Consider the following 20,082-nt stretch of genomic DNA (forward strand, 5'->3'; position numbering starts at 1 on the left):
ACCGGCCCCGGACGGCCCGGCGTCGCGGCGCCCTCACCGGTCCGCCTTGACCTTGGGGTGCCGGATGTCGTTGCCGCCCATGATCGAGTAGCAGCGGATTCGCACGACCGGCGCGTTGGGCATTTCCGAGTCTTCGTCCACCTCGACCTTGTTGCCGCCCAGGAAGTCCGAGGAATCCACCACCACGCGCACCCCGCGCGGCACGATCACGTCGCTCCCACCCATGATCGACACAAGCGTGATCTCGATCTCCTGGCCGGGCAACGTCGCGTCGCGCAGGTCGATCGTGGACCCGCCCATCAACGCGAAGAACCCGGATCTGCGCGGCACCCGCCAGCGGCCCTTGTAATCGGAGCCGCCCATGATCGCCAGCTTCCACCGGCGCTTGGTCTCGTCCGTCGGCGCCTCGGGCAGGTTCGGCACCTCGACCGGTAGGTCGGCCACCAGCGCGTCGAGTTCTCCGCGTGTGACGGCCTGGTAGGCGGCGTCGACCCGCTGCGTGTACTCGACCAAGGTCAGCCGCCCGTCCCCCACCGCGTCGGTCAGTCTCTGCGCGACCTCGGTGCGTTCGGCATCGGAGGCACGGATGTTGGACGACTGGCCGCCGGTCGGGTCTGGGCTGTCCATGGCGGCAGTTTAGGACGTCGGGCGGTGCGGCGACACGGATTTGGGCGTCTCGGGCATTTCCCGCCATGCCGCGGAGTTCTTCACCGGATCAAGTGATGACGAACGCGTGTTCGAGCGCGGATACTCGGTCTCATGAGCCAGAACCCGAGCAACTTCGCCAACCGAAATCCTCAATGCCGGAATCCTCAATGGACGGCGCCCGCCTCCGCGCTGCCGTTCGTCCGAAAAGCCCGCAGGCGCAAGCACGAACGAGGTCGTCCGCCGGACGACCTCGCGCCCCGCCCACTGTCCACGATGGACGCGGAGGTGGTGCTAGTTGTCGTCTTCGTCGGAATCCCGGACGTAGAGCGTCTCGCCCCGCAGGACCGTGCGCAGGCAACGCGGCATCGGCGCGCCCGGAGTGAGATCCGGCAGTCCCGGCACCCCGGCGCGCGGGTCGGTGGACCAGCGCTGCACACGGGAATCCGGTGCGGCGACCACCAGCTCCCCCGCGTCCCACACCGCGTAGGTCGCCGGTGCGCCGGGAGTCAGGGTGCCGGTGACGCCGTCGTCGACCCCGGCCGCACGCCAGCCGCCACGGGTGTGCGCGGTGAACGCCGCGCGCGGCGAGATGCCGAAACCCTCCGTGCGGTGATGCACCGCCGCCTGCACGGATCCCCACGGGTCGAGCGGCGTCACCGGGGCGTCGGAGCCGAATGCCAGCAGCACGCCGTTGGCCGCCAGCTGGGAGTACGGGTTGAGCCGGATTCCGCGCTCGACGCCGAGGCGCCGCGCGTACATGTCCGCCGGTCCGCCCCAGGCCGCGTCGAAGGCGGGCTGCACCGAGGCGGTGACCCCGAAGCCGCCGAGTTCGGCGGCCTGCTGGAGGTCGACCATCTCGAGGTGTTCCAACCGGTGCCGCATGCCCGCCAGCGCCGGGGTTCCGATCACCTTCGCCGCCCGGCGGAAGCCTTCGGTGACCTCGGAGACCCCTGCGTCACCGATGACGTGGAAACCCGCCTGCAGCCCGGCGCGGGTGCATTCGACGAGATGTTCCGCGACCGCTTCGGCGTCCAGGTACAGCACACCGGATGTGGTCGGGTCGTCCGCGTAGGGCTGGTGCAGGGCCGCGGTGCGCGAGCCCACCGCACCATCGACGAACAGGTCGCCGGCGAGACCGCGGACACCGAGCTGCCGAGCCCGTTCGAGCGCGCCCAGCTCTCCCCAGTAGCCGACGACCTCGGGCACACCGCCCTCACCGGCCAGGGCGAGCAGGTCCGCCAGGTCGTCGGAGCCGGAGATGTCGGGTCCGGCGCACTCGTGGACGCTGGCGATACCGCGGGACGCGGCATTGCGCAGGAACTCGAGCTGCGCCTCGCGCCGCTGCGCGGAGCCCAGCAGCTCCCGTGCGGCACGGCGCGCGTGGTGATGCGCCACCCGCGTCAGCGGCCCGCTCTCGCTCCACCCCTCGGCGCCGACCGCCAGCGGCGTGCGGGCGAGCAGCGCGGTGGAGACGAGGGCCGAGTGCACGTCGATCCTGGACAGGTAGACCGGCGCGCCGGAGGCAGCGGCATCGATCTCGTCACGAGTCGGCGGACGGCGCTCGGGCCACCAGGTCTCGTCCCACCCGTGTCCCCAGACGAGCGTTCCGGGATGTTCCTCCACGTGGTCGCGCAGGGCGTGCAGGAACTCCGTGAGGGAAGCGCAACCGGTCAGGTCGAGGCCGTTCAGCAGCAGCCCCGTCGAGGTGGCGTGCACGTGCGCGTCGACGAAGGCCGGGGTGACGAACGCGCCTTCGAGGTCCACCACCTCGGCGTCGGGGTGCAGTGCCCGGCCGACCTGGTCGTTGCCGACCCAGGCGACGGTTCCGCCGATGACGGCCATCGCGGTGGCATCGGGCCCGGCGGGCGAATAGATCCGGCCGCCGAGCAGCAGGGTGGTGTCGGACATGTCCCAGTCGTTTCCGTGTTGCGGGTGTTCTACTGCGCGGTAAGTCGTACGCCGTGGGGTCCCGGCCACCCGGCCACGATCGTTCCGGCGAGCTTACCCGCAGGTCTGGCGAGGTCGACGTCACGCCGACCGGCTCACCGGCCCGGCCGGTCCTCCGGCGGCTCTGCCTGCGCGTTCCCGCGATCGGAGCGCTGCGAGCGAGCCTGGATCTCCGGTGTGTCCCCATCTCCACGAGGCGAAGGCTCGTCGTCCTCGTCCACGGATACCACTTCTCCGTCGATGACATCGCCACCAGGAGTCCGGAAACCGTTCGCGGGTCCGCTACCGGCAGCGGCCTGCTCCCGCTGCATGCGCTGGGCGTGCAGCCAGACCTGGTCCTGCACGTTCCGGGAACGGCGTTCGGCGGCGCGTTGCAGCCTGCCCCGCAGGAGCGCTCGCGTCGGCGGGAACAGGCACAGCAGCCCGAGCACGTCGCTGACGAAACCGGGAAGCACGATCAGGATCCCGCCCGCCGCGATGAGCACTCCGTCGGCGAGTTCCCTGGTCGGTGGCCGCTTCGCGCGGAAGGCGTCGTTGACCTCGCGAAGCGTCCGGCGTCCTTCCCTGCGCACCAGCCAGGTACCCAGCACTGCCGCGGCGAGCAGCAGGCCGAGGGTGGGCAGCAGTCCTATCGCCTGCCCGATGACGACGAGAACGCTGATCTCGACGACGGCGGCGACGAGGAGCAACACCAGGATCGGCACGATGTCGGGAACCTCCGGTCGGTGGCTTACATCCAGTCCAACGTCCCAGACCGGGCAAATGCTCCCACGGGAGGGAGGAAACGCGAACGGGGCACTGTTAGCAGCACCACGATCGGCCAGGATCGTGATCCACGGCCTGCGCCATAGAATTCGCGGTGATGCGGGCGCACATGTCGAAAATCATCACCCTCGTAGTGATCGCGGGGGTGCTGGTGCTGGCCGTCGTGGTCAGCACCCGGTACCTGCCGGAGCGGCCCCAACCGCCCGAGCAGCAGCTGCCGTCGGCGGTGGTGACGCTCGGCGACAGCACGCTGTCCGGCGAGGGCGGCGGGAATTACGAGCCGGGGACCAACGGCGAGAACGGCAACTGGTGCCACCGCTCGCCTGCTGCCGCCGTGCACCAGCTGCGGCTGCCCGCCGGGGTGACTCCGATCAACCTCGCCTGCTCGGGAGCCCGTGCCGAGCAGGTCGGCGCGAACCCCGCGCCCGGACATCCGGAGATGTCGCAGTCCAAGCGGCTGGCCGAGCTGGCGCATCGCTACCGCATCACCGACGTCGTCGTGCAGATCGGAGCCAACGACGATCCTGGGTTCGGCGATGTCGTCTTCCGGTGCCTGGAGGCGTGGGCGGGTCGTTCGGCCACCGGGTGCGAGGGCCAGATGCGTGCGGAGTGGCCGGAACGTGTGGAGCGGATGAAGCCCAAGGTGCTCGCCGCCCTGCACGACGTCCGCACCGCCATGGACAGCGCCGGCTACGCGCCGGACAGCTACTCCCTGGTCGTGCAGTCCTACGCGTCCCCGGTCGCGCCGGAGGTCGTGCCCGCGCTGCAGAACCTGTCCGGGTGCCCGTTCCTCACCCAGGACATGGCCTGGATCCGGGACACCGGTGTTCAGGAGCTCTCGGACGGTCTGCGCGAGGTGGCCGACCAGGTCGGTGCCCGCTTCCTCGACCTGTCCCAGGCGGGCCGGGGCCACGAGGCGTGCACGGATCCGGGCCGGACCGCCGAGAACGAGTGGTTCACCCGGCTCACCGTGGACTGGCAGGGCACCAAGGAGGACGAGAACCGCGCACCGCATGCGATGCAGGAGTCGTTCCACGCCAATGCTGCCGGGCACGCCCAGTTCGGTCGCTGCCTGGGCGAGTTCCTGGCGAGCGAGGCTCCGGCCGCCTCCTGCCGGGCGGACGAGCGCGGGAACCTCCGCGCCGTGACGTCCGACGTGGCTGCGCAGGGGGCGCACCCCTGATTCGACCGGCCAGCGGGGTCGTCCGGCCAGGTCAGGCGGTGCGGGCTCGCAGGTGGAGGAACGCTGGTTTGGTGTTCAGCTCCTCGAAGGCCCGCGGATCGATGTCCCTCAGCTCCGGCAGGGGGCGCGGTTCGACGAGGTGGTCAACGGTGAAACCGGCGTTGTGGAGCTGGCCGAACACCTCCGACAACGGTCGTCGGTAGTACGACACCTGGACAGACCGGTCCCCCAGCCGCCAGGTGTCGTGGATCTGCGTGGTCGTCAGGTACTCCGGGAAGCCCGCCCATTCCCAGTCCGCCGCTGGATGGTGCACCGACATCACCAGTGAGCCGCCCGGGGCCAGGCATCGGTGCAGTTCTTCCAGCGGTCGGGACCAGTCCTTCAAGTAGTGCAGAACCAGGGAGGCAACCACGAGATCAACGGAATCGGATTCGACCATCGAGAGCGGCTCGCCGAGGTCGGCGACGTCGAACCGCGCACGGTTCCCCAGCCGGTCGGTGGCCAGCTGGACCATGCGCGGTTCCCGGTCCAGGCCGTGGAGGTCGGCGCCGCGGTCGACCAGCTGCTCGGACAGGGCTCCGGCAGCGCAGCCGAGTTCGAGCACGCGCTGCCCAGCCACGTCGCCGGCGAGGGCCAGGATGGCGGGGCGGTCGTAGTACCTGTTGGCCGGGCTGTTCTCCGAGTGGCGGGCGTAGTCGTCGGCGAACTGGTCGTACACCGTTGCCTTCCTGGTCGTCAGATCTGCGGTGGCCGGTTCTCGAACGGTGTCGAGAGCACGACCGTGGTCCGGGTCGACACCTTCGCGGCCTCGCGGATCTGCCGCAGCAGCTCCTCCAGGCCGAGCGGCGAGGCCACTCGCACCTGGAGGATGTAGGACTCGTCGCCCGCGACCGAATAGCACGACTCGATCTGCGGGAGGTGTTCCAGCCGCTGGGGGTAGTCGTCCGGGGCGGCCGGATCGATCGGCGTCAGCGAGATGAACGCGGTCAGCGGCAGCCCGATCTGGTCGCCGTCCACTTTGGCCACGTAGCCCTGCAGAGCACCGCGCTGTTCGAGCCTGCGGACGCGCTGGTGCACGGCCGAGACGCTCAGTCCCACGCGCTCGGCCAGCTCGGTGAAGCTGCATCGGCCGTCGTGGGCGAGTTCGCGCAGGATGGCCCGGTCGGTTGCTTCCAGATCCCCTGCGGGCGTCGTTGCTCGGTCACTCACTCCGGCAGCACCACCAACTCGTGCGGCTGGTTGTTCACGCTCTCGACGCCGTCCTCGGTGACGATCACGATGTCCTCGATCCGGGCGCCCCACCGGCCGGGCTGGTAGATGCCGGGTTCGATGCTGAACGCCATGCCCGGTTCCAGCGGAATCGCGTTGCCGCCAACGATGTAGGGCTCCTCGTGCACGTCGAGTCCGATGCCGTGGCCGGTGCGGTGCACGAAGTAGTCGCCGAAACCGGCGGCGGCGATCGGCTCGCGGGCCGCGGCATCGATCGACTCGGCGGTGGCGCCGGGGCGGACCGCTTCGACCGCGGCGCGCTGGGCGGCCTCCAGGACCGCGTAGGTCTCCCGCACGTCGGTCTGAGCGGGCTCGCCGACGGCGTAGGTGCGGGTGCAGTCGGAGTTGTAGCCCTCGGCGATCGGGCCGCCGATGTCGACGACCACCACGTCGCCCTTCTCGACCACCCGGTCGGACAGGGCGTGGTGCGGGCTGGCGCCGTTCGGGCCGGAGCCGACGATCACGAACTCGGCTTCGGTGTGGCCCTCGGCGACGATCGCCTCGGTGATGTCCGCACCGATCTCGGCCTCGGTGCGCCCGGCCTTGAGGAACTCCGCCATGCGGGCGTGGACGCGGTCGATAGCCGCACCTGCCTTGCGCAGGGCCTCGATCTCGGCCGCGTCCTTGCGCATCCGGAGCTCGCGCAGGACGGAGCCGGCGAGCACCTGCTCCGCGCCCGGCAGCGCGTCGCGCAGCTGGAGCACGTGCAGGGCCGGCATCACGTCGGCGACAGCGAGGCGGGCGGGCGTCGCTCCGCCGCGGCGGAGCAGGTCGGCAACGATCTCGTGCGGGCTCTGGCCGTCGACCCAGGTGACGACCTCGATGCCCAGGGCCTCGGCGGGGACGTCGGCGTAGCCGAGCTCTTCCAGCTTCGGCAGGACCAGCGTCGGGGCGGCGTCGCGGCCCGCGGCGGGCAGCACCAGGCAGCTCAGCCGCTCGAACGACTCGCCGCCCGCACCGACGAGGTAGCGCAGATCGGAGCCGGGTGACACGAGCAGCGCGTCGAGATCCGCGTTCGCGGCGGTTTCGGCGGCTCGCTCCAGGCGAGCCGAGAGCACGGACGGATCCTGCTTCAGCGAAACGGTGGCCATGCGCTCAACCCTAATCCCGTGCCGCTCGCGCGCCATGACGGCGGTCGGTGGCGCTGGCGCCGCCGTCCGGGCTCACCGCATGCAGTGTCCCGGCCGCGCGGCTTCCTGGAACGGGCATCGCGGCCGAGCGCCACGGCAGGCAACGGTGACATCGCAGCAGAGAAGCGCAGCTTGCGGCGGCACAGCCGACAGCGCGGTTTGTGGCAGCGCGGTTGGTGGCAGCGACGTCGCAGCCGAGAAGCGCGGCTTCCAGCCACCGCAGCCGACCAGCGCGACTTGCAACAGCGGCATCGCAGCGAACAGCGCAGCTTTCCCGTCACCGCAGCCGAACGCCGCGGCTATGAGCCACCGGCATCGCGGCAGAGCAGGCGGCTTGCATCAGTCGCGGCGCAGCCAAGCAACGCGGCCTGCATCGGGCGCAGCACGGCCAAGCAACGCAGCTTGCAGCCGGCGCGGCGCAGCCGAGGAACGCGGCTTGCATCAGGCTGCAGCGCAGCCAAGCAACGCAGCCTGCAGCGGTCGCAGCACGGCCAAGCAACGCGGCTTACATCGGCCGCGGCGCAGCCAAGCAACGCAGCTTGCAGCGACGCGGCGCAGCCAAGCAGGGCGGCTTGCAGCGGGCGCAGCGCAGCCAAGCAACGCAACTTGCATCAGGCTGCAGCACAGCCGAGCAACGCAACTTGCATCAGGCTGCAGCACAGCCGAGCAACGCAACTTGCATCAGGCTGCAGCGCAGCCAAGCAACGCAGCCTGCAGCGGACGCAGCACAGCCGAGGAACGCGGCTTACAGCGGGCACAGCGCAAGCCGAGCAACCAGCTTGCAGCCGGCGCAGCACAGCCAAGCAACGCAGCTTTCAGCAACAGCACTGCGAACCGACAGCACGCCATCTCCGCGAGCGACGGACGCGCCGCTGCCCCACCGGCCGGCTAGCGCGCGCACCGCCGGGGAAACGCCTGGAACTGCACCACGACCTGCTCGTCGCCGTCCCTGGGCTCGCGGCGGTACCAGTCGACGAGGCTGCCGATCTGCCTGGTCAGCTCCGCCAGTTCGGACGGGCTCAGTGACAGGGTGCTGTCGGAAACCGTCGCGGCCTTCACCCACTCCTCGCTCCAGCCCCGCAGTTCGCTGAGGAACTGGCCATTGCGGTGGTAGGCGGTGGTGACGATCTCGTGCATGTAGACGTCGAGGGCGTCTTCCAGCTCGGGATCGCGGGTGAACTTCTCGGCTTCCAGGATCGTCAGCTCGTGGCTGGCCCGCCACCACCGCTCGCGCTTGTTGCCGCGTTCGGCGTCCTCTTCGATGAAGCCGTGCTCGGCGAGCTGGCGCAGGTGCCAGCTCGTCGTTCCGGACCGTTCCCCGATCCGGTTGGCGAGCTGCGTCGCGGTGGCCGGACCGTCGGTGCGGAGCATGCCCAGCAGCCTGATCCGCAGCGGGTGCGCGAGTCCGCGAAGGCTTTTGGCGTCGAGTACGCGTTCCTGCCGTTCCTCCAACACGATCGCCACGGTAGAACCGCCAAGATCGCTCTGCCAAGAGATCTTGGCGGTTTCACCGAGGGCGGATCACATCGGGTACAGCTCCAGCGACGTGACCTCGACCTTGCCGCCTTCCGCGAACGGCCGCACGACCTCGCCCGGGTCGGGCAGGACGAGGTCGGTGAGGACCGTTTCACCGCGTCCGCCGAAGACCTCGACGCTGGAGCGGTCGACCAGCAGCCGCATCCGGACCACGTCTCCGTCGGGGAGCAGCTCGGCCGCGTGCCGGGCCGGGAACGCCGGGCTCACGACCGTCTTCCCCGACAGCGTCCGGTCGACGAACAGCTGCCGCGCCGCGACGTCGTAGCCGACGCGGGTCCGCTGGCCGTCTCCCACGAAGACGTCCACGCCGAACGACGTGGACGAGCCGATCCGGAACTCCACGACGATGTCGAGCGCCGCGCCGGAGAACTCCGGGGCGGGCTGCTGATCCGACACCTCTCCACTCCACCGCTGCGGTTCGCCCCGCCGTCCGTCGAGTTCCTCGACAGGGCGCTGCACCAGCCGCACACCGGCCGGGGTGGTGGCCAGCGAGAGGGTTCGGGGGACCGTCATCGCCCCGCGCCACGGATCGGTGGGGACCTGCTTGGCGTAGTCCCAGTTGCTCATCCAACCGATCCAGATCCGGCGGTCCGGCACGTCCGACCAGGACTGCGGGGCGTAGAAGTCCGCCCCCTGCTCGGCCCACAGGACTTGCTCCGGCGGCCCGTCCGGGGTGAACGTCGTGCCGTCGAAGCCACCGACGAAGTACTGGGTGGCCGAACCGCCCGCCGGGCCACCGGGGTTGATGCTGACGACGAGCACCCAGCGCTTGCGGCCGGGGTCGCCGTCGACCGGGAGCTCGAACAGGTCCGGGCACTCCCACACGCCGCCGTGCGAACCGTGGTCCACCCCGAACTCGCTGATCCGGTTCCAATGCACCAGATCGGGCGAGTCGTAGAAGACGATCCGGTCGCCCGCAGCGAGCATCAGCACCCATTTTTCGCCGTGGCGGATGACCTTCGGGTCGCGGAAGTCGGCGATGCCGGGGTTCGGGATGACCGGATTTCCCTCGTACTTGGTCCAGGTGCGGCCCCGGTCCGTGCTGTAGGCGATGCTCTGCTGCTGCGTTTCGCCCGCGCTGGTGTAGATCGCGACCAGGCCCGGTTCCTGGTCGAAGAACCCGCTGGTGTTGTCGTGATCCACCACCGCGCTGCCCGAGTAGATCTCGCCGAGGTCGTCGGGCAGCAACGCCACCTGGAGTTCCTCCCAGCTGTGCAGGTCGGTGCTGACCGCGTGACCCCAGCTGAGGTTGGCGTGTTCGGTGCTTTCCGGGTTGTGCTGGAAGAACAGGTGGTACTCACCGTCGTGGAAGACGAGCCCGTTCGGGTCGTTCATCCAGTTGCGTTCGGGGGTGAAGTGGAACTCCGGCCGCCACTGGCGGGTCTTGCGGCTGCCCCGCGCGGGGGCCGCCGCCGTGGTCAGGCCGAGGCCGAGCACCGCGCCCGCACCGATCAGGAACCCTCTGCGTGGTAAGCGCATCCCGTCCTCCTCGGCTCAGGCGTTCACCGGTTCGTTGTCCAGGTCCCGTGAGAGCAGGTCGGCGAGTTCTTCGAGGACGGTGGCGGCCGAGTCGCCTTCGGCGGAGAGCTCGACCTCCTCGCCGTGGTGGACGCCGAGGGTCATCAGCCCCAGCACGCTGGAGGCGTCGACGGCGGCACCCGCGGCCCCGTCGGTGACCTTGGCGATCCGGACCGGGACCGGTTGGGCCGCGGCGGCCTGCGAGAGCAGCGTGGCCGGCCGGGCGTGCAGGCCCACGGCCGAGGCGATCGTGACGCGACGTTGCATGGTGATCTCCTTGTCAGACGGGAACAACGGACGTTTCGGGGTCGGACGGGGGGAACAGCGATCGTGTCCGGGCCGGACGGGGAACAGCGGGACGTGCCCGGGGCACTTTGGGGACGGACGTGTCCGGGTCACACAGGGACAGCCGGACGCGTCCGGGGTCAGGCGGGAACTGCGGACGTGCCAGGGGAAACGGGTTCGGCGGCGCTGGTGCGGCCGAGCTGCTTGGCGAAGATCACTGCGAGTGCGGAGACCGCAACCCCGACCGCGATCGCCACCAGGTAGAGCAGCGGCTGACCGACCAGGGGCAGCACAAACAGGCCGCCGTGCGGCGCCCGGAGGGTCGCTCCCACGGTCATCGACAGCGCTCCGGTGGCGGCCGATCCGACCACGATGGACGGAATCACGCGCAGCGGATCCGATGCCGCGAACGGGATCGCGCCCTCGGTGATGAACGAGGCTCCGAGCAGCCACGCCGGGCGGGCGCTCTCCCGCTCTGCCGGGCTGAACAGCTTGCGCCGCACGGTGGCGGCCAGGGCGAGCGCCAGCGGCGGGGTCATGCCCGCGGCCATCACCGCCGCCATGATCTCCAGTGCCGTCTCGCTGCCGGTGGTGAGCCCGCCGACGGCGAAGGTGTAGGCGACCTTGTTGATCGGCCCGCCCATGTCGAAGGCGATCATCGCCCCCAGCAACGCACCGAGCAGGGCCGCGTTCGCGCCGGTCAGGCCGTTGAGCCAGGTGGTCAGCCCGGTCATGGCCGCCGCGATCGGCTTGCCGATGACCACGAACATGAGCACGCCCGTCACCAGCGTGCCCAGCAGCGGCAGGACCATCACCGGCATCACCCCGGCGACCGCCCTGGGCACGCGGATCTGCTTGAGCGCGCCGACCACGGCACCGGCGAGCAGCCCGGCGACCAGGCCGCCGAGGAAGCCCGCGCCGACGGTGACCGCGATCGCCCCGCCGACGAACCCGGGGGCGATGGCCGGCCGGTCGGCCATCGCGAACGCGATGAACCCGGCCAGCACCGGCACCAGGAACTCCATCGCCGCCGACCCGATCTGGTTGGCCAGCGCCGCCCAGCTCAGCAGGCTGGCCGGGTCGAACTGCTCGGTGACGCTAGGTGCGTCGGAGATCTGGTAGCCGCCGAGGGCGAAGCTCAGCGCGATGAGCAGCCCGCCCGCGGCCACGAACGGGATCACGTAGCTGACACCGGTCATCAGCCACTGCCGCAGCTTGCTGCCGATGCCGGCACCGGCCACGACCTTGGTCGCCAGTTCCGGCTCCGGCCCGGCCTGGGCCGCGTCCGGTGCCGGCTCGGTCTCGGCGGTCGTCCTGGCCTGGTCCAGCAGGCCGGCCGCGTCGTTGATCGCCTGCTTGACGGTGGCCTCGACGGTGGGCTTGCCCGCGAACCGCTCGCGGTCCTGGACGCCGACGTCGGCGGCGAAGACCACCGCGTCGGCGGTCCGGATGTCCTCCGCCGACAGCGGGGTGGAGCCCGCCGAGCCCTGGGTCTCGACGTGGATCTCGTCCCCGGCCGCCTTGGCCGCCTGCTCCAGCGCCTCGGCGGCCATGTAGGTGTGGGCGATTCCGGTCGGGCAGGCGGTGACCGCGACGAACTTCATGGCGTGACCTCCTCGCGGACGTACTTGGCGACCTGCGCCGGATCGGTGGCTTCCAGCAGCGTCTGCTTGAACTCCGCGCGCACCAGTCGGCGGGCGAGGGCGGCGAGCACGGTCATGTGGTCGGATCCACCGCCCTCGGGGGCCGCGATGAGGAAGATGAGCCGCGCGGGCCCGTCCTCGGCGCCGAAGTCGATCCCGGCGGTGCTGCGGCCGAAGGCCAGCGTCGGTTCGGTGACCGCCGCCGAGCGGCAGTGCGGGATGCCGATGCCGCCTTCCAGCCCGGTCGGCATCTGCGCCTCGCGGGCCTCGACGTCGGCGAGGAACCGCTCGATGTCGGTGACCCGTCCGGCGTCGACCAGGCGCTGGGCCAGCGACCGGACGGCCGCGGACCGCTCGGTGGCGGTCAGCTCCAGGTCGACGAGTTCGGTGGTGATCAGTTCGGTGCTCATGCCGCCGCTCCGCTGAGGCTTAGTGATTCGTCCACTTCGTGCACACGGACTTCTTCCGTGCGCAGGTCTTCCGGTGCGGGCATCCGGCTGCCCGCCAGCCCGACCGCCGCGGTGCCGTAGGCGACCGCGACCCGCAGCGCCTCCGGCCCGCTGCCGCCGGCGCGCAGGAACCCGGCCAGCGTCGCGTCGCCCGCTCCCACGGTGCTGAGCACCGCGGTCGCCGGGCCTGCCGCGTGCCAGGCGCCGGTCCCGTCCACCAGCAGCGCTCCGTCTTCGCCGAGGCTGACCAGCACGCCGGCCACCCCGGCGGCGCGGATCTCCCGCGCCACCCCGAGCACCTCGCCCAGCCGCGCGAGCGCGCGTCCGGAGAGCTCGGCGAGCTCGGCGAGGTTGGGTTTGATCAGGTCCGGCCCGGCCTCGCAGGCCGCCGCGAGCGCCGGACCGGAGGCGTCCACCGCGACCCGGGCGCCCGCGCCGTGACCGACGCGCACGAGCCGCGCGTGCAGGTCCTCCGGGCAGCCGCTGGGCAGGCTTCCGCTGCTCACCAGCCAGTCCGCGCGGCCCGCCAGCTCACCGGCCCTGGTCTCCAGCACGGCGACCTCGGCCGGGGTCAGCTCCGGTCCCGGTTCATTGAACTTGCTCGTCGTGCCGTCCGCCTCGACCACCGCCACGTTGCTGCGGGTCGGCATGCCGATCGGCACCTCGACGACCGGCACCGCCTCCGGGGCCAGCAGCTCGGCGAGCCTGGCCCCCTCCGCTCCGCCGGAGGGCAGCAGCGCGACGGTCGGGCGGTCGGCCGCGGCCAGGGCGCGAGAGACGTTGACGCCCTTGCCGCCGGGGTCCAGCCGGACCTGGGTGGCCCGGTGCACCGCACCGCGCACGAGCCCGCCGACCAGGATCGTGCGGTCGAGGCTGGGGTTGGGGGTCACCGTGACGATCACGCCGACACCACCTTCGTCTGCGCGTTCAGCTCCTCCACCGCGGCGTCGTCGAGGCCGCTGTCGGTGACGACCACGTCGATCTCGGCGAGCTCGGCGAACCGGCTGAACTGGTCGTCGCCGTACTTGCTGTGGTCGGCCAGCAGCACCCGCCGCCGGCAGGCCCGCACCATGGCCGCCTTCACCGCGGACTCGGCGGGGTCGGGCGTGGTGCACCCGCGGTCCACCGAGAAGCCGTTGGTGCCGAAGAAACCGGCGTCGACGGTGAGGCCGTCCAGGACGTTGAGCGCCCACGACTCGACCGAGGCCAGCGTGGTGCCGCGGATCCGGCCGCCGAGCATGTGCACGGTGCTGCGGCCCGCCAGCTGGCTGGCGATGGGCAGCGAGTTGGTCACGACCGTCAGCTCGCGGTCGGCCGGGATCATGCTCGCGAGCCGGCCGGTCGTGGTGCCCGCGTCCAGCAGGAGGGTGCCCCGCGTGGGCAGCAGGTCGAAGGCCGCGCGGGCGATGCGCTCCTTCTCCGCGGCGTTGGTCTGGTCCCGCTGCGTGACGCCCGGTTCGAAGTCCAGCCTCTCGACCGGGATCGCGCCGCCGTAGACCCGGCGGACCAGGCCCTGCCGCTCCAGCGCGCCGAGATCGCGGCGGATCGTCTCCGGCGCGACCTCGAACTCCTCGGCCGCGGCCATCACGTCGATCCGGCCGTCGCGGCGTGCGCGTTGCGCCAGCAGCTGTTGCCGCTCCGCCCCATACATGCCCGTTTGCCTCCGGTTCGTGTTTGGTATTGCCTGATTGTGACTCTTGTTGCCATATTGTCAAGGCTTCGACAACAGCCGGAAACCCGAGGAGCGGACATGACCACGACGACAGTGCAGGGTGTGGGCGTCAGCGCCGGGCGCGTGTCCGGCCCGGTCGCGCGGGTGGCCGAGCCGATGAGCGAACCGGCCTCCAGCCCCGCTCCCGCCGACCCCGCCGCCGAAGCCGCCCGCATCCGGCCCGCGTCCGACGCCGTCGCGCGACGGCTGTCCGATCGGGCGCGGGCGGTGACCGGTGATGCCCGGTCGATCCTGGAGACCACGGCGGCGATGGCCGCCGACTCCTCGCTGCTGGCCAACGCCGAGAAGCTGGTTACCGCGCACCGCCTGCCCGCGGCCCGCGCGGTGTTCGAGGCGGCCGAGGAGTTCACCGGGCTGCTCGCCGCGGCGGGCGGCTACATGGCCGAACGGGTCCAGGACGTGCGGGACGTCCGCGACCGGCTGATCGCCGAGCTGACCGGAACCCCGGTCCCCGGCGTGCCGGAGCTGACCGGGCCCGCGGTGCTGGTCGCCCGCGACCTGGCGCCGGCCGACACCGCCGACCTGGACCCGGACCTGGTGCTCGCGCTGGTCACCGAGGAGGGCGGCCCGACCAGCCACACCGCGATCCTGGCCCGTTCGCTGGGAATTCCCGCCGTGGTCGCCGCCCGCGGGGTGCTCGCCGGTGCCGCCGAGTCGGCGCGGGTGGACGGGGAGGCCGGGACGGTCGAACTGCTCGACCGGCTGGTGGCCGTGGAGACCTCGACGACCGTCCGCGACCGGGAGTGGGACGGCGTCGGGCGCACCGCCGACGACCAGCCCGTCAAGGTGCTGGCCAACGTCGGCTCCCCCGCCGACGCCGAGGCCGCCATCGCGGCCGGAGCCGAGGGGATCGGCCTGTTCCGCACGGAATTCTGCTTCCTGGCCGCCACGAGCGAGCCCGACCCGCACGTCCAGCGGGCCGCCTACGCCGAGACCTTCGCGCCCTGCGCGGGCAGGCCGGTCGTGGTCCGCACCCTGGACGCCGGTGCGGACAAACCGCTTCCGTTCCTCAACGCCGCAGCCGAACCGAATCCGGCGCTGGGCGTGCGCGGGATCCGGGTCGCGTTCGACCGGCCGGACATCCTCGACCGTCAGCTCGACGCGATCGCCTCGGCCGCGGGCGACACCGGCGCCGACGTGTCGGTGATGGCGCCGATGGTGGCGACCGCCGACGAGGCGGCGTGGTTCGCCGAGCGTGCCCGCGCCGCGGGGCTCCGCCGCGTCGGCGTCATGGTCGAGATCCCGTCCGCGGCGCTGTGCGCGGCGGAGATCCTCGACGCGGTCGACTTCGTCAGCGTGGGCACCAACGACCTCGCCCAGTACGCCTTCGCCGCCGACCGGATGACCGGTGCGCTGGCCGCGCTCAACGACCCGTGGCAGCCGGGACTCCTGCGGCTGGTGGCGATGCTCGGCTCGGCGGGCCGCGAGCTGGGCAAGCCGGTCGGCGTCTGCGGCGAAGCCGCCGCCGATCCGCTGCTGGCTGGCGTGCTGGCCGGGCTCGGGATCACCAGCCTGTCGATGGTTCCGACCGCGCTGACCGCCGTGGGCGCCGCGTTGTCGGAGCAGCCGCTGGCGCGGTTCGAACGGGCCGCGCGGGCGGCGCTGGGCGAGCGCGATCCGCTCCGGGCCCGCCGCGCCGCGCGCGAAGCGCTCTGACGAACGGGAACTTCGGGGAGGCGGGGCTTGGTCGCGACCGTCGGTGGGGCATGACAGGCTGGTCAGCCGTGACAGGTCCTCTGATGCTGATCGACTCGGCGGGGCTGTGGTTCCGCTCGTACTACGCGCTGCCGGACTCGCTGACCGCGCCGGACGGCACGCCGGTGAACTCGGTGCGCGGGTTCTGCGACATGCTCGCCAAGCTCGTGGCCGAGCGGCGGCCCGGTCGGCTGGTCGCCTGCCTGGACAACGACTGGCGACCGCAGTTCCGGGTGGACGCGCTGCCGTCCTACAAGGCGCACCGGGTCGCCGAGGCCGACCCCGCCGAGGAGGACGTGCCGGACACGCTCACCCCGCAGATCCCGGTGATCCTGGACCTGCTGGACGCGCTGGGCATCGCCACCGCCGAGGCCGAGGGCTTCGAGGCCGACGACGTCATCGGCGCGCTGGCGCACCGCGAGCAGCGCGATCCGGTCGAGGTCGTCACCGGCGACCGCGACCTGTTCCAGCTGGTCCGCGCGGAGCCGACGCCGGTGCGGGTGATCTACGTCGGCGGCGGGCTGGCCAAAGCCCAGGACTACGGCCCGGCGGAGCTGGCCGAGCGGTACGGGCTGGCCCCGGAGCGGGCGGGCGACGCCTACGCCGAGATGGCGGTGCTGCGCGGCGACCCGTCCGACGGGCTGCCCGGCGTGGCGGGCATCGGCGAGAAGACCGCGGCCAAGCTGATCACCCAGTTCGGTTCGCTGGAGGCGCTGCTGGAGGCGGCGGCCGGCGGCACGGGCGTGACGCCCCGGGTGCGGGCGATGCTCGCCGATGCCGCCGACTACCTCGCCGCGGCGCCGTCGGTGGTGCGGGTCGTGCGGGACGCGCCTGTCGTGGTCGACCGCGAGCAGGACGCGCTGCCATCCACCGTGGACACCGACCGGGTCGCCGAGCTCCAGGAGCGCTGGAGGCTCGGGGCCAGCGCGGACCGGCTACTGGCGGCGGTAACGCTCTAGCTCGGTCGCGTCGTGGGCGGAGAACACCTCGATCTCGCCTCGGTGCGCGGTCGCCAGGTCGTGCAGGCGGTCGCGGTTGTGCCGCCGCCGGGGACCGTCGACCTGCATGCGGTGCTGGAAGTACCGCAGCGCTGACGTGCACCACGGGCGGGTTTCCATCTGGCCGTGGAAGAAGTAGGCGTCCCCGGCGTGCAGCAGCCATCCGCCGTCCGCCCGCACCGCGACCGCGGTGTGCCCGAGGGTGTGGCCGGGCAGCGGGACGAGCAGGATTTCCGGCGGCAAGCCGGGGATGTCGCGCACCGCCTCGAAGCCGAACCACCGCTCCCCCTCCGGCCGGTGCAGCGTCCACTTCGGACCGTGCTGCCACTGGTGCGGCAGGTAGCGCCGGTCGCCCCGCGCCTCGTGCTCGGCGGCGAGCACGTGGACCTGGGCGTGCGGGAAGTCCGGCAGGCCGCCCGCGTGGTCGCGGTCGAGGTGGGTCAGCACGATGTGCCGCACGTCCTCCGCGCTGTACCCGAGAGCTCTGACCTGCGCGACGGCGGTCTCGGTGAGGTCGAGCACCGGGCGGGCGAGCCGGAGCCAGCTGGGCTCCAGGGCGAGCCGGTGGGTGGTGACGTCGAGCGTGCCGAGACCGGTGTCGACCAGCACCAGCCCCTGCTCGGTCTCGATCAGCAGGCAGTGGCAGACCAGTCGCGCCGGCTCCAGCAGCGGGCTGCGCGCGTCCACCAGCCGTCCGCCCAGTGGCCGCATCGTTGCGCAGTTCAGGTGGTGCACCCGCATCGGTTCTCCCTCGTCGGCAACAGTTTCATCGGCGGGCGGACTCCAGCAGCGCGGCCAGCCTGCGGCCGACGGCCCGCAGGACCGAGACGTCCCGCTGCACCCGCGCCAGCAGCAGCGCACCCTCCACCATGGACAGTGCGACCGCGGCGAGATCACCTGCCTCGTCACCGGGAACTCCCCAGTCGACGAAACGGGATTCGAGCACCTCCAGCCACGAGCCGTACGCGCCGCCGCACGCGGAACGCACCTCGGAGCTGTCCGCGGTGGCCTCCAGCGCGACCGTCGCGATCGGACAACCGCTTTGGAAGTCCGATCCCTCCAGCACCGCGGAGAACGCGTCGACCAGCAGTGCCGCCGCCTGCTCCGGATCCTCGGCCCTTCGCAGCAACTCCTCGATCAGCTCGCACATCCGCCTGCCCGCGACCTCGACCGCCTCGGCCGCGAGCTGCTGCTTGCCGCCCGGGAAGTGGAAGTACAACGAGCCGCGCGGCGCCTCGGACTCCTTGAGCACCTGGTTGAGGCCGGTCGCGTGGTAGCCCTGCCGCTGGAACAGCCCCATGGCCGTGTCGAGCATCTGCTGCCTGGTCCGTTCGCCCTTCTTCACCCTTAAAATATGACAGTCGGTCTACTTATTTTCAAGGGAAGAAGCGGCCCGCCCGGAAGCAGGCGGGCCGGACGGTCAGAAAGCCGTGCCGCACCAGGGCGGTTCGGCCGTGGCGAACAGCCGGTCGGCCGCCGCGACCGCGGCCGGATCGCGCACCTCGACCCGGCCCGCCGCCACCAGCTCCGACACCGACACGTCACCCAGGTACAGCGAGGCGAGCACGTCGACGCCGACGGCCAGCTGCGGGTCGTCGGCGCACCGGACGGCCTCGGGCCCGATGCGGTAGGAGCCGGAGTTCTCCGGCAGGAACGGATCCCGGACCGCGATCACGACCGGATCGGCCGCGCCGAAGCTCCGCGCCCCCAGCGCGGCGGGCACGTCGACCAGCCGCAGCCACAGGTCGTCGCCGACACCGGTGACCCGGCACTGCCTGCGGTCGGTCAGCCACCACTCCAGCGGCTCGTTCACCGGGCGGTCCACCGCCTCGATCCGGTGCGCCATGTCCAGCTCCAGCAGGAAGCGCCACAGGCCCGCCAGCGCGGTCGTGTCCGCGGCCTGCACGTCGCCGACCTGGATCGTGATCATGCCGTCGTCGAAGCGGTAGTCGTTGGCCTTGGCCTCGTAGAGCGCGAAACCGTCGTCGACGCCGTGGTCATCGCTGTGCACGACGACGACCGCGTTCTGCTGGAGCGCGGACAACCGGTGCCGCCACCAGCCGTCCGGGCGGCTCATCATCCCGGGCCTGGTTAACCCGATCCGGCGGTACACCTCGGGCAGGACCTTCTCCGCCGTCGCCGCGTCCACCAGCCGCACGGCTCCCCCGGCCGGAACGTCCGGGTGCGGGACCGCACGCGCGCGGTCGAGCCGCACCTTGCGCGCGCGAGTGGCCACGCCGTAGCCGAACCGCCCGTAGATGACCGCTTCCGAGGCGTGCAGCATGGTCAGCGGCTCGCCGCGCTCCCGGGCGTCGGCGAACTGCGCCCGCTTAAGCGCGGTCAGCGCCCCGCGGCGAGTCCGGTCGGCCCGGACCCCGACGTTGGTCACCGCACCGGCAGGCAGCACCGCACCGCCGGGAACGGCCAGCGAACTCGACTGCGCCATCGCGGTCCCGGCCAGTTCGCCGTCGACGAACGCCCCCAGCACCCGTCCCGGCTCGTACCGCGCGGAGCTGCGCTCCCACTGGTCGTCGGACGCCGGGGGAATGTGCAGGGTCCGCAGGAACAGGGAGTTGGCGTCGCGGAATTCGGATTCGGCCACCGGCCGCACGTCGAGATCGCTCACGACGCCGATCCTGCCCGCCGGTCACCGGACCGTCGAGCGGTTTCAGCGCGGGTGCCCGACCTCGTAGACGCCCTTGTCGTTCTTGACCGTCACGGTGACCGTCTTCTCGGCGCCGTTGACGCTGACCTGGCAGTCGAACCTGGTCTGCGCCCGGACCGCCTGCCCGGACGGGCAGGTGACCGACTCGACCGCGCCGAGCCGGTAGGAGCCCTCCAAGGTCTGCTGCACGCCCTGCTCGACGCTCGCGGCGTCGAACACCGTGCGGACGAACCAGCCCGGCGTCACGAACCCCAGCACCAGCACCACAGCGGCCACCACGACCAGCACGGCCGAGCTCAGCACCCACGGCAGCGCGGAGCGCTTCTTCTTGCCCGGGACCGGAGCACCGGGACCGAACCCGGGCGGCGGCCCGTAGCCGTAGCCCGGCGCGCCGTAGGACGGCGCCGGGTAACCGGGCTGCCTGCCGTACGCCGGCCCTGCCTGCGGAACCCCGCCCTGGTACGGCCCAGGACCGGGGGGTCGCTGTCCCCACTGGGGCGGTCCCCCGGGCGGCCCGTAGGGGCTCGACATCGTCACCTCCGCGCGCCGATCACCAAGCCGGTGATCCGAAATCCGACACCGAATCCAACCACAGCCGGATTTCCGGCCGCGCCGCCCA

The 20,082-nt window shown here is 71.9% G+C and carries 20 protein-coding genes; 3 read left to right on the forward strand and 17 right to left on the reverse strand.

The genetic code is table 11. The features are described from left to right. Positions 1-33 precede the first annotated feature (33 nt). From ABD691_RS23800 to ABD691_RS23810, 3 genes are all read right to left on the reverse strand, one after another. On the reverse strand, positions 34-627 hold the full coding sequence (locus ABD691_RS23800) for a DUF1707 SHOCT-like domain-containing protein (protein ID WP_344683231.1): 594 nt from the start codon (positions 625-627) through the stop codon (positions 34-36). 312 nt (positions 628-939) lie between these two features. Next, the gene (locus tag ABD691_RS23805; RefSeq protein WP_344683233.1) at positions 940-2,556 is read right to left on the reverse strand and encodes an amidohydrolase; all 1,617 of its coding nucleotides are present in this window, start codon (positions 2,554-2,556) and stop codon (positions 940-942) included. Between the two features lie 134 nt (positions 2,557-2,690). After that, positions 2,691-3,299 carry an FxsA family protein gene (locus ABD691_RS23810; RefSeq protein WP_344683236.1) on the reverse strand — a complete coding sequence of 203 codons (609 nt, stop codon included), beginning with the start codon at positions 3,297-3,299 and terminating at the stop codon, positions 2,691-2,693. Positions 3,300-3,457: 158 nt separating this feature from the next. Here ABD691_RS23810 and ABD691_RS23815 point away from each other — a divergent pair, with 158 nt between their 5' ends. Further along, positions 3,458-4,543 carry a GDSL-type esterase/lipase family protein gene (locus ABD691_RS23815; protein ID WP_344683238.1) on the forward strand — a complete coding sequence of 362 codons (1,086 nt, stop codon included), beginning with the start codon at positions 3,458-3,460 and terminating at the stop codon, positions 4,541-4,543. 31 nt (positions 4,544-4,574) lie between these two features. On the opposite strand, the gene ABD691_RS23820 is transcribed toward ABD691_RS23815, so the two are convergent. From ABD691_RS23820 to ABD691_RS23865, 10 genes are all read right to left on the reverse strand, one after another. Continuing rightward, on the reverse strand, positions 4,575-5,261 hold the full coding sequence (locus tag ABD691_RS23820; RefSeq protein ID WP_344683240.1) for a class I SAM-dependent methyltransferase: 687 nt from the start codon (positions 5,259-5,261) through the stop codon (positions 4,575-4,577). A 17-nt stretch (positions 5,262-5,278) separates the two neighbouring features. Further along, positions 5,279-5,752, reverse strand: a complete 474-nt coding sequence (locus ABD691_RS23825; protein ID WP_425565146.1) for an Lrp/AsnC family transcriptional regulator — start codon at positions 5,750-5,752, stop codon at positions 5,279-5,281. Beyond that, positions 5,749-6,903, reverse strand: a complete 1,155-nt coding sequence (locus tag ABD691_RS23830) for a M24 family metallopeptidase (protein WP_344683242.1) — start codon at positions 6,901-6,903, stop codon at positions 5,749-5,751. Before ABD691_RS23830 ends, ABD691_RS23825 begins: the two co-directional genes overlap by 4 nt. Before the next feature lie 927 nt (positions 6,904-7,830). After that, a complete protein-coding gene (locus ABD691_RS23835) occupies positions 7,831-8,397 on the reverse strand; it encodes a helix-turn-helix domain-containing protein (protein ID WP_344683244.1) in 567 nt (188 codons plus the stop codon). A 66-nt stretch (positions 8,398-8,463) separates the two neighbouring features. After that, positions 8,464-9,957, reverse strand: coding sequence for a glycoside hydrolase family 32 protein (locus ABD691_RS23840; RefSeq protein ID WP_344683246.1), 1,494 nt, complete (start codon positions 9,955-9,957; stop codon positions 8,464-8,466). 15 nt (positions 9,958-9,972) lie between these two features. Next, positions 9,973-10,263: an HPr family phosphocarrier protein gene (locus tag ABD691_RS23845; RefSeq protein ID WP_344683249.1), complete on the reverse strand. Its 291-nt coding sequence runs from the start codon at positions 10,261-10,263 to the stop codon at positions 9,973-9,975. Positions 10,264-10,421: 158 nt separating this feature from the next. Then, positions 10,422-11,885, reverse strand: coding sequence for a PTS fructose transporter subunit IIC (locus tag ABD691_RS23850; protein WP_344683251.1), 1,464 nt, complete (start codon positions 11,883-11,885; stop codon positions 10,422-10,424). After that, positions 11,882-12,334 carry a PTS sugar transporter subunit IIA gene (locus ABD691_RS23855; protein ID WP_344683253.1) on the reverse strand — a complete coding sequence of 151 codons (453 nt, stop codon included), beginning with the start codon at positions 12,332-12,334 and terminating at the stop codon, positions 11,882-11,884. The genes ABD691_RS23850 and ABD691_RS23855 overlap by 4 nt, the downstream gene beginning before the upstream one ends. After that, entirely contained in the window at positions 12,331-13,275 is a 945-nt protein-coding gene (gene pfkB / locus ABD691_RS23860) for a 1-phosphofructokinase (protein ID WP_344683255.1), read from the reverse strand. Before pfkB ends, ABD691_RS23855 begins: the two co-directional genes overlap by 4 nt. Continuing rightward, a complete protein-coding gene (locus tag ABD691_RS23865) occupies positions 13,272-14,024 on the reverse strand; it encodes a DeoR/GlpR family DNA-binding transcription regulator (RefSeq protein ID WP_344683257.1) in 753 nt (250 codons plus the stop codon). The genes pfkB and ABD691_RS23865 overlap by 4 nt, the downstream gene beginning before the upstream one ends. A gap of 99 nt (positions 14,025-14,123) precedes the next feature. Here ABD691_RS23865 and ABD691_RS23870 point away from each other — a divergent pair, with 99 nt between their 5' ends. Together ABD691_RS23870 and ABD691_RS23875 are read left to right on the forward strand one after the other, a co-directional pair. Further along, on the forward strand, positions 14,124-15,761 hold the full coding sequence (locus ABD691_RS23870; RefSeq protein ID WP_344683259.1) for a putative PEP-binding protein: 1,638 nt from the start codon (positions 14,124-14,126) through the stop codon (positions 15,759-15,761). Positions 15,762-15,844: 83 nt separating this feature from the next. Next, positions 15,845-16,759: a 5'-3' exonuclease gene (locus ABD691_RS23875; RefSeq protein WP_344683518.1), complete on the forward strand. Its 915-nt coding sequence runs from the start codon at positions 15,845-15,847 to the stop codon at positions 16,757-16,759. On the opposite strand, the gene ABD691_RS23880 is transcribed toward ABD691_RS23875, so the two are convergent. From ABD691_RS23880 to ABD691_RS23895, 4 genes are all read right to left on the reverse strand, one after another. Beyond that, a complete protein-coding gene (locus ABD691_RS23880) occupies positions 16,736-17,539 on the reverse strand; it encodes an MBL fold metallo-hydrolase (protein ID WP_344683261.1) in 804 nt (267 codons plus the stop codon). The genes ABD691_RS23875 and ABD691_RS23880 overlap by 24 nt on opposite strands. 25 nt (positions 17,540-17,564) lie before the next feature. Further along, positions 17,565-18,143: a TetR/AcrR family transcriptional regulator gene (locus tag ABD691_RS23885; protein ID WP_425565147.1), complete on the reverse strand. Its 579-nt coding sequence runs from the start codon at positions 18,141-18,143 to the stop codon at positions 17,565-17,567. A gap of 75 nt (positions 18,144-18,218) precedes the next feature. After that, positions 18,219-19,424: a GNAT family N-acetyltransferase gene (locus ABD691_RS23890; protein ID WP_344683263.1), complete on the reverse strand. Its 1,206-nt coding sequence runs from the start codon at positions 19,422-19,424 to the stop codon at positions 18,219-18,221. 42 nt (positions 19,425-19,466) lie between these two features. Continuing rightward, on the reverse strand, positions 19,467-19,994 hold the full coding sequence (locus ABD691_RS23895; RefSeq protein WP_344683265.1) for a DUF4333 domain-containing protein: 528 nt from the start codon (positions 19,992-19,994) through the stop codon (positions 19,467-19,469). Positions 19,995-20,082 lie beyond the last annotated feature (88 nt).

Origin of the sequence: Saccharopolyspora taberi (assembly GCF_039534165.1) — a bacterium.
GTDB lineage: Bacteria > Actinomycetota > Actinomycetes > Mycobacteriales > Pseudonocardiaceae > Saccharopolyspora_D > Saccharopolyspora_D taberi.